Annotated in this window: 13 protein-coding genes; 2 read left to right on the top strand and 11 right to left on the bottom strand. The window is 67.3% G+C overall.

Going from position 1 to position 16,790, the window contains the following annotated elements:
- Positions 1-121: 121 nt before the first annotated feature.
- From paaK to paaF, 6 genes are all read right to left on the bottom strand, one after another.
- Positions 122-1,441 carry a phenylacetate--CoA ligase PaaK gene (gene paaK, locus V0R59_RS13935; protein ID WP_330074835.1) on the bottom strand — a complete coding sequence of 440 codons (1,320 nt, stop codon included), beginning with the start codon at positions 1,439-1,441 and terminating at the stop codon, positions 122-124.
- 73 nt (positions 1,442-1,514) lie between these two features.
- Entirely contained in the window at positions 1,515-2,726 is a 1,212-nt protein-coding gene (gene pcaF, locus V0R59_RS13930; RefSeq protein ID WP_330074834.1) for a 3-oxoadipyl-CoA thiolase, read from the bottom strand.
- On the bottom strand, positions 2,723-3,163 hold the full coding sequence (gene paaI, locus V0R59_RS13925; protein ID WP_330074833.1) for a hydroxyphenylacetyl-CoA thioesterase PaaI: 441 nt from the start codon (positions 3,161-3,163) through the stop codon (positions 2,723-2,725). The genes pcaF and paaI overlap by 4 nt, the downstream gene beginning before the upstream one ends.
- Positions 3,156-4,673 carry a 3-hydroxyacyl-CoA dehydrogenase PaaH gene (gene paaH / locus V0R59_RS13920; RefSeq protein WP_330074832.1) on the bottom strand — a complete coding sequence of 506 codons (1,518 nt, stop codon included), beginning with the start codon at positions 4,671-4,673 and terminating at the stop codon, positions 3,156-3,158. Before paaH ends, paaI begins: the two co-directional genes overlap by 8 nt.
- Before the next feature lie 4 nt (positions 4,674-4,677).
- Positions 4,678-5,469: a 2-(1,2-epoxy-1,2-dihydrophenyl)acetyl-CoA isomerase PaaG gene (paaG, locus tag V0R59_RS13915; protein ID WP_330074831.1), complete on the bottom strand. Its 792-nt coding sequence runs from the start codon at positions 5,467-5,469 to the stop codon at positions 4,678-4,680.
- A 31-nt stretch (positions 5,470-5,500) separates the two neighbouring features.
- On the bottom strand, positions 5,501-6,271 hold the full coding sequence (gene paaF, locus V0R59_RS13910; protein WP_330074830.1) for a 2,3-dehydroadipyl-CoA hydratase PaaF: 771 nt from the start codon (positions 6,269-6,271) through the stop codon (positions 5,501-5,503).
- A gap of 236 nt (positions 6,272-6,507) precedes the next feature.
- Between paaF and paaY the strand changes: the two genes are divergently transcribed.
- Positions 6,508-7,107 carry a phenylacetic acid degradation protein PaaY gene (gene paaY, locus V0R59_RS13905; protein ID WP_330074829.1) on the top strand — a complete coding sequence of 200 codons (600 nt, stop codon included), beginning with the start codon at positions 6,508-6,510 and terminating at the stop codon, positions 7,105-7,107.
- 75 nt (positions 7,108-7,182) lie between these two features.
- On the top strand, positions 7,183-8,106 hold the full coding sequence (gene paaX / locus V0R59_RS13900) for a phenylacetic acid degradation operon negative regulatory protein PaaX (protein ID WP_330074828.1): 924 nt from the start codon (positions 7,183-7,185) through the stop codon (positions 8,104-8,106).
- Here paaX and V0R59_RS13895 read toward each other — a convergent pair.
- The 5 genes from V0R59_RS13895 to wecB all read right to left on the bottom strand — a co-directional run bounded on the left by V0R59_RS13895 (position 8,103) and on the right by wecB (position 16,611).
- Complete coding sequence (locus V0R59_RS13895) at positions 8,103-9,197, bottom strand: GGDEF domain-containing protein (RefSeq protein WP_330074827.1); 1,095 nt, start codon at positions 9,195-9,197, stop codon at positions 8,103-8,105. The genes paaX and V0R59_RS13895 overlap by 4 nt on opposite strands.
- Positions 9,198-9,306: 109 nt before the next feature.
- Positions 9,307-10,140 carry a DUF4434 domain-containing protein gene (locus tag V0R59_RS13890; RefSeq protein WP_330074826.1) on the bottom strand — a complete coding sequence of 278 codons (834 nt, stop codon included), beginning with the start codon at positions 10,138-10,140 and terminating at the stop codon, positions 9,307-9,309.
- Positions 10,140-13,289, bottom strand: a complete 3,150-nt coding sequence (locus tag V0R59_RS13885; protein ID WP_330074825.1) for an NfrA family protein — start codon at positions 13,287-13,289, stop codon at positions 10,140-10,142. The genes V0R59_RS13890 and V0R59_RS13885 overlap by 1 nt, the downstream gene beginning before the upstream one ends.
- Entirely contained in the window at positions 13,286-15,460 is a 2,175-nt protein-coding gene (gene nfrB / locus V0R59_RS13880) for a cyclic di-3',5'-guanylate-activated glycosyltransferase NfrB (RefSeq protein WP_330074824.1), read from the bottom strand. Before nfrB ends, V0R59_RS13885 begins: the two co-directional genes overlap by 4 nt.
- Complete coding sequence (gene wecB / locus V0R59_RS13875; protein ID WP_330074823.1) at positions 15,457-16,611, bottom strand: non-hydrolyzing UDP-N-acetylglucosamine 2-epimerase; 1,155 nt, start codon at positions 16,609-16,611, stop codon at positions 15,457-15,459. The genes nfrB and wecB overlap by 4 nt, the downstream gene beginning before the upstream one ends.
- Between the last annotated feature and the right edge of the window lie 179 nt (positions 16,612-16,790).

Below are 16,790 nucleotides of genomic sequence, written 5' to 3'. Positions count from 1 at the left end.
CCGCCCTCGGTGGGCCCCCGACCGTTTGGGCGGGGTTACCCCGGGGTTGGCGTCTTGGACCACCCCACCGTAATCGGGGGTGAACCCGCTCCCACAGGGCCGTGTAAGGCCTTGATTTGTTTCAGCTCGCCTGCTTGCGCTTGTCATACACATGACAAGCCTTGCCCTCCGATCGCTTGATCGAATACGCCGGCTGCAACACGATCCGCGAGCTGATGCCGATATGGGTCTTGATATGCCGGCTCAGCTCCGCGCACACCTCCTTCTGCTGCGCCTCGGCAAAATGCTGGTGCTCGCCGCGCAGTTCGACATGGATGTCGATGCTGTCCAGGTTGCCGTTGCGATACAGGTGGATCTCGTAGCATTCGGCAAGCTGCTTGACCTTGAGCACCTGTTCCTCGACCTGGGTCGGGAACACGTTGACCCCGCGGATGATCAGCATGTCGTCGCTGCGCCCGGTGATCTTGTCGATGCGCCGCATCGGACGTGCCGTGCCCGGCAGCAGGCGGGTCAGGTCGCGGGTGCGGTAGCGCACCATCGGCAGCGCTTCCTTGCTCAGGGTGGTGAACACCAGTTCGCCCAGCTCGCCGTCCGGCAGCACCGCGCCGGTCACCGGGTCGATGATCTCCGGATAGAAATGGTCCTCCCACACCGTCGGCCCGTCGCGGCTCTCGGCGCATTCCATGGCCACGCCCGGGCCCATGATTTCCGAGAGGCCATAGATGTCCAGGGCGGTGATACCCATGCGCGCCTCGATCGCCGCCCGCAGCTCCGGGGTCCACGGCTCGGCGCCGAAGATGCCCAGGCGCAGGGCCAGCTTGTGCGGGTCGATGCCCTGGCGCTCGATCTCGTCGGCCAGGTTGAGCATGTACGACGGCGTGACCATGATGATGTCCGGCTGGAAATCACGGATCAGTTGCACCTGTTTCTCGGTCTGCCCGCCGGACATGGGGATCACCGTGCAACCCAGGCGCTCGGCACCGTAGTGCGCGCCCAGGCCGCCGGTGAACAGGCCGTAGCCGTAGGACACGTGGACCTTGTCACCCTTGCGTCCGCCGGCGGCGCGGATCGAGCGGGCCACCAGGTCGGCCCAGGTGTCGATGTCATTCTGCGTGTAGCCGACCACCGTCGGCTTGCCGGTGGTGCCGCTGGAGGCGTGCAGGCGCACGATGTCGTGCTGGGGCACGGCGAACATGCCGAAGGGGTAGTTGTCGCGCAGGTCGTTTTTCACGGTAAAGGGGAATTTCGCCAGGTCGGTGAAATCCTTCAGGTCGGACGGGTGCACGCCCAGCTCGTCGAAGCGCTGGCGGTACATCGGCACGTTCTGGTACGCGTGGTCCAGGCTCCAGCGCAGGCGTTGCAGCTGGTGGGCACGGAGTTCATCGATGCTGGCGGTTTCCATCGGGTCGAGCACGGAGGCGGGGGCAAGCTGCATGTTCATGGGTTCACTCTGCATGTTGTTCTTGTGAGTGCGTGGCGCCAAGCATAACCCGGCGCCCGGGAGCGTTCTGTATTCAGTCGTCGAGACGTTCGATCACCATGGCCAGGCCCTGGCCGACACCGATGCACAGGGTGCACAGGGCGTAGCGGCCCTGGCGCCGTTCCAGCTCGTGCAGGGCGGTGGTGACCAGGCGCGCGCCGCTCATGCCCAGGGGGTGACCGAGGGCGATGGCGCCACCGTTGGGGTTGACCCGTGGATCGTCGTCGGCCACGCCCAGTTCCCGCAGTACCGCCAGGCCCTGGGCGGCGAAGGCTTCGTTGAGCTCGATGACGTCCATGTCGGCCAGGGACAGGCCGGTCAGTTCCAGCACCTTGCGCGTCGCCGGCACCGGGCCGATGCCCATGATCCGCGGTTCCACGCCGGCGCTGCTCATGCCCACGACCCGGCCACGGGCCTTGAGGCCATGGCGCGCGGCGACCTTGCGGCTGGCCAGGAGCAGGGCGCAGGCACCGTCGTTGACGCCCGAGGCGTTGCCGGCGGTGATGCTGCCGCCGACCCGGAAGGGCGTGCCGAGGCGTTGCAGCTGTTCCAGGGTGGTGTCGGCGCGGGGATGTTCGTCCTGCTCGACCACCCTGGCCGGCCCCTTGCGCTGTGGAATCTGCACCGGGACGATCTCGGCCGCCAGGCGCCCGCTGGCCTGGGCTGCCACCGCGCGCTGCTGGCTGCGCAAGGCGAAGGCATCCTGGTCGGCACGGCTGATGTTGAACTGCTCGGCGACGTTCTCGGCCGTCTCCGGCATGCTGTCGATGCCGTAATGCTGCTCCATCAGCGGGTTGACGAAGCGCCAGCCGATGGTGGTGTCGAACAGCTCGGCGCTGCGTGAGAAGGCGCTTTCGGCCTTGCCCATCACCAAGGGTGCGCGGGACATCGACTCGACACCCCCGGCCAGCACCAGCCCGGCCTCGCCGCAGCGGATCGCCCGCGCCGCCGCGCCCACGGCTTCGAGGCCGGAGGCGCAGAGCCGGTTCAGCGTCACGCCAGGCACGCTCACCGGCAGCCCGGCCAGCAGCGCCGACATGCGCGCTACATTGCGGTTGTCCTCGCCGGCCTGGTTGGCGCAGCCGTAGAACACCTCGTCCACCTCGTTCCAGTCCACCTGCGGGTGGCGCTGCATCAGGGCGCGCAGCGGCACCGCGCCGAGGTCGTCGGCGCGCACGCTGCTGAGGGCGCCGGCATAGCGGCCGATGGGCGTGCGCACGGCATCGATGATCAGGGCGTCGTTCATTTCAGGGTCTCCTCGGCGAGCACGCTGCCGCGTATCTGGTAGGACTTGCCACGAAACAGCGCGATCAGCTGGCCGTGCTGGTTCTCGATGCGCACGTCATAGACGCCGGTGCGCTTGCCCCGGCTCAGTTCGTTGCAGCGGGCGGTGAGGGTGTCGCCGGCAAAGGCCGGGGCGACGTAGTCGATGCTGCAGCCCTGGGCCACGGTGGCGTCGTTGTGGCTGTTGCAGGCAAAGGCGAAGGCCGAGTCGGCCAGGGCGAAGAGGAAGCCGCCATGGCAGGTGTTGTGCCCCTGCAGCATGTCGGCGCGTACGCTCATGCCCACCGTGGCGCTGCCCGGGCCGCTGGCCAGCAGGCGCATGCCCAGGCCCTGGCTGGCGGCATCGCGGTCGTAGAGGGCCTGGGCGCAGCGGCTGGCCAGATCCAGACGGTCATTCATGAAAGGTCACTCCTTCGGCCAGTTGCCGGCGCAGTTGCAGGGAGGGGCGGTAGCGTTCTTCGCCGTAGACGGCTTGCAGGTGGCCGAGCACGTCCACCAGCAGGCCGCTGCCGAGCTGGTCGGCCCAGGCCAGCGGCCCGCGCGGGTAATTGACCCCGGCACGCATGGCCAGGTCGATATCCGCCGCCGAGGCCACGCCTTGCAGCAGGGCGTCGGCGGCTTCGTTGGCGAGCATGGCCACGGTGCGCAGCACGCACAGGGCCGGGCTGTCGCGCAACGGGGTGACGGCGATGCCGGCGTGGGCGAGCAGGGCGACCACCTGGTCCACAGCATCCGCGTCGGTGCCGCTGGCCCAGGTGATGCCGAGGCGGGTGCAGCGCGCGTAGTCCAGGGCCAGGTCCAGCAGCACCAGATTGTCCAGGCCTTGATCGGCGCGGCGTTGCGCGGCGAGACGGCCGTCGCTCAGGGCTACCGTGGCCGCGCCGACCCGCAGCAGGCCACGGCCGGCACGGTGACTGACCTTGATGCCGGCGCCGGTCAGTCGCTCCAACAGCCCCTGCAGCGGACCGGCTTCGCCTTCGACGATCACCTCCGGCACCCTGGAGTTGCTCTGCAGGCTTGCTGCCTGCGGCCGCTCGGCGCCTTCGCGATAGTCATAGAAACCGCGCCCGCTCTTGCGCCCGAAGTGCCCGGCGTCCACCAGTTCCTTCTGGATCTGCGACGGCTGGAAGCGCATGTCCTGGTAATAGGCGTCGAACACCGAGCAGGTCACCGCGTAGTTGACGTCATGGCCGATCAGGTCGGTCAGTTCGAAGGCGCCCATGGCAAAGCCGCCGGCCTCGCGCAGCAAGGCATCGAGGCTGGCGCAGTCGGCCACGCCTTCCTGCAGCAGGCGCAGGCTTTCGGCGTAGAAGGGCCGGGCCACGCGGTTGACGATGAAGCCGGGAGTGGAGCGCGCCAGCACCGCTTTCTTGCCCCAGGCGGTGGCCGTGGCGAGCACGCAGTCGACCACCGCCGGATCGCTGGCCAGGCCCTTGATCACCTCCACCAGCGCCATCACCGGCGCCGGGTTGAAGAAATGCATGCCCACCAGGCGCTCCGGGCGAGCCATGCCGGCGCCGAGGCGGGTGATGGAGATCGACGAAGTGTTGCTGGCGAGGATGCAGTCGTCGCGGCAGATGGTTTCCAGCTGGCGCAGCAGGTCCTGCTTGATCTCCAGGTTCTCGACGATGGCTTCGATCACCAGGCCGGCGTCCGCCAGCTGTTCCAGTGCTTCCACCGGCACCAGGGCGTTCACGCAGGCATCCCGTGCGCTGGCGGCCAGCTTGCCGTTCTCCACGCGCCGGACCAATTGCTTGCCGATGCCGTCGATGGCCTGGGCGGCCGCGCCGGGGCGGTTGTCATGCAGGAGCACCCGGTGCCCGGCGCTGGCGGCGACCTGGGCGATCCCGGCACCCATGGCGCCGGCGCCGATCACCGCGACCACCACGTTAGTATTCAGTGCGCTCATCGCCTCAGTACCCCTTGAACGCCGGCGTGCGTTTTTCCATGAAGGCGGCGACGCCCTCGCGGTAGTCCTCGCTGCGCCCGGCCAGGCGTTGCAGGTCGCGCTCCAGGGTCAGTTGCTCCTCGAACGTGTTGTCCTGGCTGGCGTGCAGGCTGCGCTTGATCAGGCCCAGGCCGTAGGTGGGCTGGGTGGCCAGCTGGCGGGCGAGGGCAATGGCCTGGTCGCGCAGTTCGGCATCGTCCACCACGCGGTAGATCAGGCCCCATTCCAGCGCCTGCTCGGCGCTCAGGCGTTCGCCCAGCAGGGCCAGCGCCTTGGCCCGGGCCATGCCGACCAGGCGCGGCAGCGCCCAGGTGCCACCGGAATCGGGGATCAGGCCGATCTTGCAGAACGCCTGGATAAAGCTCGCCGAGCGCGCGGCCAGGACCAGGTCGCAGGCCAGCGGCAGGTTGGCCCCGGCCCCGGCGGCCACGCCGTTGACCGCGCAGATCACCGGGATCGGCAGTTCGCGCAGGGTGCGTACCAGCGGGTTGTAGAAGCGCTCGATGGACAGGCCCAGGTCGGGCATTTCAGCCCCCGGGGCGACGTTGCGGTCGCTGAGGTCCTGCCCGGCGCAGAAGCCGCGGCCTTCGCCGGTGAGCAGGAGGACGCGCACCTCGGCGTTGTTCTGCACCGCTTTCAGGGCCTCGCGCACCTCCTGGTGCATCAGGGCGTTGAAGCTGTTGAGTTGCTCGGGACGGTTGAGGCTCAGGGTGGCGACCCCGGCCTCGATGGAAAACAGGATGTGCTGGAAGCTCATAAGGCTGCTCTCGGCGTGCGGGTAGACGGGCTCAACGGCCCAGGAATTCGGCGGGACGCTTGTCCTGGAAGGCACGGATGCCTTCGTTGCGGTCGGCGGTACCGGCCAGCAGGGTGAAGGCGTGGCGCTCGAAGCGCAGGCCGCTGGCCAGGTCGACGTCCTGGGCCTTGAGCAGCGCTTCCTTGGCCAGGCGCACGGCCAGCGGCGCCTTGGCAGCGATGCGCTGGGCCACCTGCAGGGCGCGCTCGACGGTGAGTTCGGGCGGAGTGATCTCGCTGACCAGGCCGGCATCCAGGGCGCGGCGGGCACCTATGGCTTCCCCGCTCAAGACCATCTGCATCGCCAGCGACTTGCCCACCGCCCGCAGCAGGCGCTGGGTACCGCCGGCCCCGGGCATGATCCCCAGGTTGATTTCCGGCTGGCCGAACTGGGCGTCGTCGCCAGCGATAAGGATGTCGGCGTGCATGGCCAGCTCGCAGCCACCGCCCAGGGCGTAGCCGTTGACCGCGGCGATCAGCGGTTTGGGGAAGCGGGTGATCTGCTGCCAGTGGGCCTGGCGCGGGTCGTCGAGCATGCCGACCAGGTCGCGCTCGGCCATTTCATTGAGGTCGGCACCGGCGGCGAAGGCCTTGCGGCTGCCGGTGAGGACCACGGCGCGGACCTGCGGGTCGTCGGCGCAGCGTTGCAGTTCGGCAGCCAGCTCGCCGAGCAGCTCGGTGGTGAGGGCATTCAGTGCTTGCGGACGATGCAGGGTGATCAGGCAGACGGCCTGATGGGCCTGCACCACAAGGGTGTGCGGCATGACGGCTTCCTCGCAAGGCGCACCGGCTCACTGGCCGGCGTTTTTGTTGGACGGGCTCGATGGCCGTTTCGCCAGAGTATAGGCATAATGCGATACAGAAAAACAACAATGAAAAATAAAAATGTGTCTAATGAGAGATTGATCTATCGGGGAAACCACGTTATTCCTTGGTTGATCAAGGAATTAATACGATTCATGAATTTGTATGTTGCGTATCATTTTCGAGGAAAACAGTCATGACTTGTTACAGCATCGATGGCCTGACCCCGGTGGTTCATCCCACCGCCTACGTGCACCCGTCGGCGGTGCTGATCGGCGATGTGATCATTGGCCCGCATTGCTACGTCGGGCCGCTGGCGGCGTTGCGCGGCGACTTCGGGCGGATCGTCCTGGAGGAGGGCGCCAATCTGCAGGACACCTGCGTCATGCATGGTTTTCCCGCTAGCGACACAGTGGTGGAGCGCAACGGCCATGTCGGCCATGGCGCGGTGCTGCACGGCTGCCGGGTCGGCGAGGACGCTTTGATCGGCATGAATGCCGTGGTGCTGGACAACGCTCATATCGCACCGCGCTGCATCGTTTCCGCCGGCGCCCTGGTCAAAGCCGGCTTCCACTGCGAAGAGCAGTCGCTGGTACTGGGCTCGCCGGCCAAGGTCACCCGGCGCCTGAGCGACGACGAGGTGAGCTGGAAGCAGACCGGCACCCGCGCCTACCAGCAACTGACCCGGCGCTGCCTGGAGTCGATGCTTGAATGCCAGCCCCTGAGCGAGATCGAAGCCGGGCGCGGGCGCTACCGTGACGACGCGGTGCGCCCGAAGGTGCCGGGCGGCGCCTGAACCGCTGGCGCGCCCGGAGCATGGTCATGCTGCGGGCGCGCGGGTATATTCCTTCCTTTTTCGACCGGAACGCCTATGTCGTCCCTCACCCCGCTGGACCAGCTGATCGAGCGCTTTCAGCAACAGACCCCGATCCGCGCCAGTTCCCTGATCATCACGCTCTACGGCGATGCCATCGAGCCCCGCGGCGGCACCGTGTGGCTGGGCAGCCTGATCCAGCTGCTGGAGCCCATGGGCATCAACGAACGGCTGATCCGTACCTCGATCTTCCGCCTGACCAAGGAAAACTGGCTGACCGCCGAGAAGGTCGGGCGGCGCAGCTACTACAGCCTGACCGGCACCGGCCGGCGGCGTTTCGAGAAGGCCTTCAAGCGCGTCTATGCGGCCAATCCGCCGGCCTGGGACGGTTCCTGGTGCCTGGCAATGCTGACCCAGGTGCCCCAGGACAAGCGCAAGGAAGTCCGCGAGGAACTGGAGTGGCAGGGCTTCGGCGCGATTTCGCCAGGGATCCTCGGCTGCCCGCGCTACGAGCGTGCCGACATCAACGCCACCTTGCAGGACCTCGGCGTGCAGGAGGAAACCATCCTCTTTGAGACCACCGCCCAGGACGTGCTGGCCTCCAAGGCCCTGCGCATGCAGGTGCGGGAAAGCTGGAAGATCGACGAGCTGGCCACGCACTACAGCGAGTTCATCCAGCTGTTCCGTCCGCTGTGGCAAAGCCTCAAGGAACAGGACAGCCTCGATCCCAAGGCCTGCTTCCTGGCCCGGGTGCTGTTGATCCATGAGTACCGCAAGCTGCTCCTGCGGGATCCGCAGTTGCCGGACGAACTCCTTCCTGGGGATTGGGAAGGCCGTGCCGCGCGCCAGCTGTGCCGCAACATCTATCGGCTGATCCACGGCGCGGCGGAACAGTGGCTGGAGGCGGCGATGGAGACCGCCGACGGCCCGCTGCCCGAGGCGGGCGAGGCGTTCTACAAGCGCTTTGGCGGGCTGGCCTAGGCGATCGCTGCCGGCTCGCGCCACAGCACGTAACGGTCCTTGCCTGCATGCTTGGCGTCATACAGTGCGGCGTCGGCCCGGGCGAGGGCATTGCTCAGGCTGTCGCCGGCCTCCATGCGCGTGAGGCCGATGCTCACCGTCACCGGATGCTCGCCCGGGGTATCCCGCACCAACGCACACAGCGCGGCGACCCGCGCCTCGGTGGCGGCCTGGTCGAGGCCCCAGAGGTAGATGACGAACTCTTCGCCACCCAGCCGCGCATAGACGAACTCGCCCATGCTCGACCTGATGTTGGTGGCGATGCGCTTGAGCACCACGTCGCCGCTGTCATGGCCGAACTGGTCGTTGACCTTCTTGAAGTTGTCCACGTCGATCATCGCCAGGTAGCGACCTGCGCCCTCGCTGGCGTCGCTCATGTGGCGCTCGGCCTGGGTGACGAAGGCGCGCCGGTTGGGGATCTCGGTGAGCACGTCGACATAGGCCTGGTCCAGCAGCAGGCGTGACATGTGGAAATTCTGCAGCTTGGCCTGGCGCAGGACGATGTAGCTGTGCAGGGTCAGGCCGGTGATGAAGGCGGCGTAGCTGATGATCATCAACCCGCGCAGGTCGAAGGGTTCGGTGCCGTCGGCCTGGAACGGGTTGAGCAGCAGCCAGGTGACCAGCGCCGAGGCAAAGAACGACCAGCGCCGCACCGGCAGCACCGAGATGGAATAGAGGATGCTCGACGCGGCCATGATCAGCCAGCCGGCCTGGAAGTCCTCCGGGGTGCCGTCCACCACCAGGCGCACGGCAAAGGCCATGAGGCTGACGAAGAGCAGGTTGAGCAGGCTGAACTGCCAGGCATTGCGCACGAACAGCAGGACCACGGTAAGGATGCCCATGCCCGCCAGCAGCGCCACCGAGCGCCAGGTGAAGCCCTGGCGGCCGATGTAGCTGACCAGCAGGTCGAAGAGCATCCAGATGGCGATGCTCAGGCAGAAGATCAGGATGCAGAAGCCGCGCAGGCGCTCGAAGTCGTGCTGGCGGAACTCCGCGCGCACGGCAGCGGACGGGATATGTTGGCGGACCTGGGCTTCGATGGTTTTGTACATGGCTGTCCTGAGTTCGGTTGTTTACAGGCCTCATCGCTGTTCATGCTGGCCGAGCAAAATACCGGAGCCGACAAGACAACGCCGCCCCTGTGGGAGCGGTCCTTCACGACTATGGCGCGCTCGGCAGCACCTTCGCCCACGGCCGGTAGTTCAGGGCGAACACCGCCTCGGCATGACACCCGGCGCCGTTCCCCGGCTTCATCGGCACCGCCCGGAACGGCTCGCCGTCCTTGCTCACCTGGCGAAACGCTTCGCGAATGATCCCCACCTCGCAGGGCAGCGCCGTCGCATATTGCTGGCGTACCAGCGCCGGCAGGCGGCCGGTGCCTGCGCCGTCCTGCCACCAGAGTTTCAAGTGCAACCCGGCCAGTTGCCCGAACCATCTGGCCTGCACCCCCGGCGCCAGCTTGCCGGCGGTGAACGCGCTGAGGTGCAGGGGGGCATCGAGCTTGCGGTTGAATTCCTGCAACTGGGTGAACAGCGCTTCACGCCGGTCTTCGCCCTGGAAATGCAGGTCGTCCAGTTCCATCGGCAGGTACCAGCCCGCCACCGGCAGGTTCCAGCCGCGAACCTCGCGTTGCTGGGCCAGGGATTCGCCCAGCTGGGCCTTCCAGTACGCCGCCAGCCCTGCGCCATCGAGTTCGTCGATGCGCTGGTAGTAGGCGCTGTCCAGATGCAGCCCGATCACCAGTTCCAGCCCTTGCTCATGGGCCAGGCGCAGGCTGCTGGCGAGCCAGCCGTCGGCACCGCCGAAGCGTTCGTCGCCATAGCGCGTCCATTGCACGATCAGCGTGCGCCCGCCATTGCGCACGGTGTCGCGCCACAGCTGGCGCCATTGCTCGGCGCTGAGCCCGGCATCGCGGGTCAAGGGTTGATAGATGATGCGCTGGTCGGCCATGGCCGGCAGGCAGGTGAACAGCAACAGCAGCAGGATCCGGCGCATCAGAAGGTCAGCTCCACGCCCAGCAGCACGCCGTTGGCGCGCTCGTAAAGGTTGCCACCCAGGGACTGCTGGTACTCGCTGCGCACCTTGAGCGAGCCACGGTAGGCGTTGTAGCGGTCATCGTCGAACCACCATTGCCAGCGCAGGCCGACCCCGGCGCGCAGGTCCTGGCGCCAGTCGTTGCCCGGGTCCTGGCTGCCGAATTCGAGAAAGCCGTAGGGCATGACGGTCTGCGGCGAGCGGGTGTCCAGTTTCCAGGTGTGCCCCTGCTGGTAGCGCGACAGCCATTGGTGATCACCGGCGCGGGTCCACCAGGCGGCGTCGAGGTAGAGGAAACGTTCGTTCCAATCATCCTCGTCGACCCGCCAGTCGGCGCGGTAGTCACCCTGGTCGAAGAACGAAGCGGTGGCCCGCAGCAGCAGGTCGTTGCTGCTCTGCGCATGGCTGCGCAGGTCGCGCCAGTTGCCGCCGACCTTGCCCGGGCTGAACAACTGGCCGAGGCTCAGGCCGTCGTAGTGCGCGTCGTCGATCTGGCGCTGGTGATACAGCTCGGCGTAGAGATTGAGGTTGGCCTGGCCCAGGGGCTTGTAGCGCAGGCCGACGCCGGTGCCCATGCTCTGCGCGTAGTCGCTGCGGCCACCGGCGCCGAACAGTACGCGGCCGTAGACCGACAGGGTGCTGCCGTTGCGGCTCGGTTCTTCGCCGAGGGCATGGTCCCACATGGCCATCTGCACGTTCTGCGAACGGGCGCGGCGCTGGCTGTCGATGCGCTCGTTGCGGAAGGTGTCGTTGGTCGAGGTGCCGGCCGGCGACCAGGTGCTGGTGAGAGTCACGGTGTCGCGCCGCGACAGCGCTTCATGGGCGCGGCGCTGGCGGTACTTGCGCGCTTCGAGGCTGCCGTATTCGTCGTCGCCGTCCACCAGGTCCTGCTCCACGTCGAGGACCCGGCGCAGTTCCTGGCGGGCGGCGGCGCTGTTTTCCACTTCGTCGTAGCGCCAGGCCAGGGTTTCGCCGAGGCGATAGTCCTCGGGGAAGTCGCGGGTCGCCCGTTCGAGATAGGCAATCGACTGGCGCCGCTGCTTCTTGTCCTGCGAACCGGCCAGGCGCATGCCGTAGTCGGCGCGGTAGCGCGGGTTGTCCGGCGCCAGACGCACCGCTTCGCCCAGCCAGGCGCTGCTTTGCGCCAGGTCGCCGTTGCGCTGGGCGAGGATCGAGGCGTCGTAGTAGTGCCCGGCCCGCGGCTGGCGTTGCAGGGCCTGGCGCTGCCGTTCCAGCGCCAGGGGCAGGTCGCCGCGGCGCTGGGCGATGCTGGCGCCCAGGGCCCAGTCATCTGCCGCCGGATGCCCGGCGGCCTGCCAGTGCTGTTCGGCACGCTCGGCATTGCCGGCGTTCAGGGCACTGCGGGCGGCGGTGAGGCGGGCATTGTCGGTCCATTCGGTGGCGGGCAGGGTGTCGAAGATCCGCGTGGCGCCGGTGGAATCACCGGCGGCTTCGAGGGCGTAGGCCAGGGGCAGGCGGCTGCTGCGATCGCCAAGACGTTCGGCGGCCTGGTAGTAGACCACGGCTTCGCCCGGGCGCTCGGGCATCGCGCAGCGTCCGAGGGCGCGCAACTGGCCGATTTCCTCGGGCTCGCCGGGGATTGCCGCACGCACTGCGTCACACTGGCCCGCTTCGGCGAGCCGGGCGAGCAGCAAGGCGCGGCTGGCGGCGTCGACCCGCGGCACCAGGCCGCTGATGCGCCGGGCGTCCAACGGTGCGTCCGTCTGGCTGTAGAGCCCGGCCAGGCGCTGCAGCAAGGACGCGGAAAGCCGGCCCTGATGGCGATCCCACGCCTGTTCCAGCAGGCCCCTGGCGGCGTCGTTGCGTCCGGCCTTGAGCATCAGGTAGGTGGCCTGGTCCAGTGCGGTCAGGCTGCCGGTCTGCCGGTAGAGACGTTCCCAGGCTGCGCTGGCATCGCTGCCGCGTCCGCTGCGCTGCAATAGCTCGGCGCGCTGCTGGAGGATCGCCGGGGTCTGGGGTTGGGCGGCGAGCCAGGCCATGACCAGGTCGTCGCGGCCTTCCTCGCGCCACACCTCCAGCAGCCGCTGCTGGCGCAGCGCGTCCCAAGGCGCCGGCAAGCGTTGGTTTTGCAGGAGGTCTGCGGCATGCAGGCGCTGGGCAAGGATCAGCCAGGTCTTCGGGTCGTCCTCGGCACGGCATTCGCGCAATTGTTCCAGGGCATGCTCTGGCGCGTTGCGCGACAACCATTCGGCGGTGTCCAGGCAGGATTTGCCGAGGTCGTTGCTCAGTTCCTGCACCAGCGCGCCGTCTTCGCTCTGGCGCGCCAGTTCCAGCAGTTGCTCGCGGTGTTGCGGCTGGTCGCGGTCGGCTTCCGGCAGGCTTTGCAGCCAGCGCCGAGCCTGTTGCTCATGGCCCATGGAGACCGCGCGGTCGAGCATGGCCAGGCGCGTCTTGCGCGCGGCGTCTTCGGAGGGCGCCTGCTTGAGCAGGGCCTGCAACGGCGCATCGTCGAGACGCTGCACGTAGGCATTGGCCAGGCGTTGCCAGTCGTCCGCGCCGAGCTGCCCGCTGGCGGCCAGCGGTGCCAGTTGCTGCACGGTTTCGTCCCAGTCGCCGACCTGTTCCGCCCAGGTCGCCCGGGACTGGCGCAGGATGTTGTCGTCATGGCCCGGACGCAACTGGTTCAACCAGTCCAGCGCCCGCTGTGGGCCGTAGTGCTTGCCCAGGCTCAGGCTGTAGGCCTGGCGCAGGCGAATGCGCTGGTTGATCTGGCTGGCGTTCATCCAGCGCTCGACTACGTCGGCGGCGGGTGGGTCTTCCTCGATCCGGGCCAGGCGCAGTTCCAGCAGCACATCGCTGTCCTGGCCTTGCGCCTCGGCCATTGCCTCGGCTTCCTGGTAGCGGCCTTGATGGGCAATGGCCTGGATCAGCAGGGCACGGGCCTCGTCGTTGTTGGGCACCCGATCCAGCAGGTAGCGGGTCAGGCGCTCCACCTCCGCCCAGTTGTCCTTCTTCGCCTCGCGGTAGCTGCGGTCCATGTACGGGTAGCTGCGGAAGCGCTCGAAATCGGTCATCGGCGCGGCGACGGCCTGCAGGCCGGAGAGGCATAGCAGCAGGCTGGTGGCGGCCAGCGGCAGGCGCGTACTCATGCCACCTCCTTGATGATCCGGTGCGCCGCTTGCTGCTCGGCAGCCTGTTCGGCCAGGGCTTCCTCCAGCACCTGGCGGGTGATGATGCCGCGCTCGATCAGGTAGTCGCCCAGGCTGGTGCGTTCCGGGTGGAAATCGATCATCACCTGGTTGAACAGGGTCGCCGGGACCATGCCGCGGGTCTGCAGCAGGGTGCCGAGCAGCACCTGGTGATGGCTGACCCGCTCGATCAGCTCGGCGTCGTCCTGATGCCGTTCGAGTACCGCGAGCATTTCCCGGGTTTCCTCCTTCTGCCAGGGGCTGGGGTAGTTGTAGCGCAGGCCGAGGGTGACCCGACCCTGCGGGGCCAGGCGGCAGCTCACCGGACGCTTGAGCTGGCGGCTGATGGCACCGAGGGACACCTGGCTGACCGGACTTTCGCTGGCCAGCACCAGGGTCTCGCCTTCCACGGCCACCGGCAGCACTCCATAGTGCACGGCGAGGTGGCGCGGCAACTGGGCGATCAGTTGTCGGTCGATCTGGAACGGGTTCAGTGGCGCCCAGGGCATATCCAACTGCTCGGCCAGGGTCTCGACCAGTTGCTCGCTGTCGATCAGCCCGCGTACCAGCAGCTCGCGCCCGAGACGGCGGCGTTCCGGGGCGGTGATGGCCGCCTGCAGCTGGTCCTCGCTGAGCAGCCCTTTCTCCACCAGGCGATGGCCCAGCGGCGTGCGTGCCGGGGCGGCGAGGGCGGGGAACTCGTGGGTGGTCTTGTCCCAGGCCACCCGCCGCGAATCGCCCATTTCCAGGACCTGGCGCAAGGCGCGGACGTTGGCGAAGAAGTTGACGAAGTTGCTCCACATCATCCGTGGCGCCGACAGCAGGCCCTGGAAGATCCCGTAGTAGCGGGTGACGAACCAGCCGCGCTGGAACAGGCGGTTGACCAGCAGCAAGCCGTTGAGCCAGAGCAGGGTGCTGAGCAGGGCGCTGTCGGACAGGATCGAGGGGAAGCGCCAGGCCTCGGGGAATACCAGGGTGATCAGCCACATGCTCAGCAGCACCAGAAGCAGCAGGTTGACCAGGAAACTCAGCAGGTAGGCGAACAGGCCGCGGCGGTCGCGCCAGAGGAAGTAGTTGAGCGCACCCTTGCGGCTCCAGCCGAGGTTGGTGGTGCCCTGGAAGACGATGCCGACGATCCACCGCGACTTCTGCCGGATAGCGTGCTGCCAGTCCCGCGGGAAGTGCTCGCGCACGCAGATCACCTGGGAAAACTCGCGGCTCATGCCAGGGACCCAGGTGTGCTGCAGGGCCAGTTGCGGGTCGCTGATGGAGTAGCGGGCGAAGATGCACTTCATGCCTTTCTGCTTCAGGCGAAAGCCGATGTCGTAGTCCTCGGTCAGGCTCTGTACGTCGAAGGCGATGCCATCGCCGTCTTCCAGCAGGGCACCGATGGCGCGGCGGCTGAAGCAGGTGCCGACCCCGGCGCTGGGCACCTGGCCGGTCAGCGCCTCGCGGACGATGACGTCCTTGCCATGGTTCTCGGCGAACTCGTCGACATAGTGCCCGGCGGTGAAGCCCTGCCACTCGGGGGCGAAGGGGTAGACCGGGATCTGGATCATGTCCTTGTTCGGCAGCAGGTAGTTGTACAGGCGCAGCTCCATCGGCGAGATCACGTCCTCGGCGTCATGCAGGATGAAGCCGGCGAACTCGATGCGCGCGTCGCGCTCGAAACGCAGGATGGCGTCGATCACGTTGTTCAGGCAGTCGGCCTTGCTGGTCGGGCCGGGGCGGGCGCAGACCACCTTGTGCACGTTGGGGTAGTGCAGGCACACGGCGTCGACATCGGCCTGGGTCTGCGGGTCGTTGGGATAGGTGCCGACGAAGATCTGGTAGTTCTCGTAGTCCAGGGTCGAGGCGGCCAGGCGCGCCATCTCGCCGACCACGCCCACCTCGTTCCAGGCCGGGACCATGATCGCCAGGGGCTTTTCCTTGGCCTCGAACAGGCGCTTCTCGTCGGCGCGCTCGTGCTTCTCGTAGATGCGGAACCGGCGGATCAGCTTGCGGCCCCAGTAGACCAGGTCGATGAACAGGTCATCGAGGCCGAGGAGGAACATCAGGCTGGCGAGGATGATCGCCAGCCACTTCAAGCCGAACAGGATGTAGGTGAGGACATCGACCCAGAACAGGCTCATGCGGCGTCAGGTCCCTTGGCGTGTTCCTCCAGCCAGCGCTGCAGGCGCTCGGCGATGCGTTCGCTGGCGTGGCCGTCGCCCACCGGGAAGAACACCTTGCTCATCCGCGCGTAGGCCTCGGGGTCATCGAGCAGGTGGCGGGTTTCCTTGACGATGCGTTCGGAGTGGGTGCCCACCAGCATCACCGTGCCGCCTTCGAGCACCGCCGGGCGTTCGGTGACCTTGCGCAGCACCAGTACCGGCTTGCCCAGGGCGGGCGCCTCTTCCTGGACGCCACCCGAGTCGGTGAGGATCAGGTAGGCGCGGTCCATCAGCCAGACGAAATGCTGGTAGTCCTGCGGCGCCACCAGGAGGATGTTGGGCTGGTTGGACAGCACCGAATACACGGCCTTCTGCACCTGCGGGTTGAGGTGCACCGGGTAGACGAACTGCACGTCCGGGTAGCGCAGGGCCAGTTCCGCCAGGGCCAGGCAGATGCGCTCGAAGCCGGGACCGAAGTTCTCGCGGCGGTGGCCGGTGATCAGGATCAGGCGCTGGTCGTCGCGCAGGGCCGCCAGTGGCGAGTCGGCGGCGGGGTGCCAGGCCGTGTGCTTGAGGTGTTCGCGCATCCACAGCAGGGCATCGATCACGGTGTTGCCGGTGACTTCCATATGCTCCAGCGGCACGCCTTCGCGCAGCAGGTTGTCGCGCGAATCCCGGGTCGGCGGGAAATGCAGGTCGGCGATGACTCCGGTCAGGCGCCGGTTGGCTTCTTCCGGCCACGGCTGGCGCAGGTTGCCGGTGCGCAGGCCGGCCTCGACATGGCCGATGGGAATCTGCCGGTTGAAGGCGGCGAGGGCAGCGATGAAGCTGGTGGTGGTGTCGCCGTGGACCAGCACGATGCGTGGCTTGAAGCGCTCGTAGGCGCCGTCGATATGGGCCAGCAGCTGTTGCGAAAGGCTGTTGAGGGTCTGGTTCTGGGTCATCACCTGGAGGTCTTCGTCGACCTTCAGGCCGAAGTCCTGCAGGACCTGCTGGAGCATTTCCCGGTGCTGGCCGGTGGAGCAGATGTTCAGCTCGATGCCGGGCCATGTGCGCAGGACCCGGGCCAGTGGCGCCATCTTGATCGCTTCCGGGCGGGTGCCGAAAACCATCATGACTTTACAGGGCATTCCTTCGCTCATGGTCCGGCCTCTCAGTTGAGTGAGTCATACGCGGGTGCATGGGTGCAGGAACTAGATACAAGCAGTGGAGTCCGGCGTTGTCCAATCAGGGTGGGCTCTTTTGGTGCGCTTGAAGGCTTTGCGAGGGTGTTCTCGGCAACTTTCTGAATCAATCGTTGACTTGGCAA

The organism is Pseudomonas ulcerans (genome assembly GCF_036324125.1).
In the GTDB taxonomy this organism is placed as follows: Bacteria; Pseudomonadota; Gammaproteobacteria; order Pseudomonadales; family Pseudomonadaceae; genus Aquipseudomonas; species Aquipseudomonas ulcerans.
Note: the sequence above shows the minus strand (reverse complement) of the source record. Positions and strands in the feature narration are given on the sequence as shown.

Bases quoted from the DNA above. Each gene is read 5' to 3' on its own strand.
- pcaF (WP_330074834.1), bottom strand. From the start codon at position 2,726: ATGAACGACGCCCTGATCATCGATGCCGTGCGCACGCCCATCGGCCGC.
- paaF (WP_330074830.1), bottom strand. From the start codon at position 6,271: ATGCCGCACACCCTTGTGGTGCAGGCCCATCAGGCCGTCTGCCTGATC.
- paaY (WP_330074829.1), top strand. From the start codon at position 6,508: ATGACTTGTTACAGCATCGATGGCCTGACCCCGGTGGTTCATCCCACC.
- V0R59_RS13885 (WP_330074825.1), bottom strand. From the start codon at position 13,289: ATGAGTACGCGCCTGCCGCTGGCCGCCACCAGCCTGCTGCTATGCCTC.
- paaI (WP_330074833.1), bottom strand. From the start codon at position 3,163: ATGAATGACCGTCTGGATCTGGCCAGCCGCTGCGCCCAGGCCCTCTAC.
- paaG (WP_330074831.1), bottom strand. From the start codon at position 5,469: ATGAGCTTCCAGCACATCCTGTTTTCCATCGAGGCCGGGGTCGCCACC.
- V0R59_RS13895 (WP_330074827.1), bottom strand. From the start codon at position 9,197: ATGTACAAAACCATCGAAGCCCAGGTCCGCCAACATATCCCGTCCGCT.
- wecB (WP_330074823.1), bottom strand. From the start codon at position 16,611: ATGCCCTGTAAAGTCATGATGGTTTTCGGCACCCGCCCGGAAGCGATC.
- V0R59_RS13890 (WP_330074826.1), bottom strand. From the start codon at position 10,140: ATGCGCCGGATCCTGCTGCTGTTGCTGTTCACCTGCCTGCCGGCCATG.
- paaX (WP_330074828.1), top strand. From the start codon at position 7,183: ATGTCGTCCCTCACCCCGCTGGACCAGCTGATCGAGCGCTTTCAGCAA.
- nfrB (WP_330074824.1), bottom strand. From the start codon at position 15,460: ATGAGCCTGTTCTGGGTCGATGTCCTCACCTACATCCTGTTCGGCTTG.
- paaK (WP_330074835.1), bottom strand. From the start codon at position 1,441: ATGAACATGCAGCTTGCCCCCGCCTCCGTGCTCGACCCGATGGAAACC.
- paaH (WP_330074832.1), bottom strand. From the start codon at position 4,673: ATGAGCGCACTGAATACTAACGTGGTGGTCGCGGTGATCGGCGCCGGC.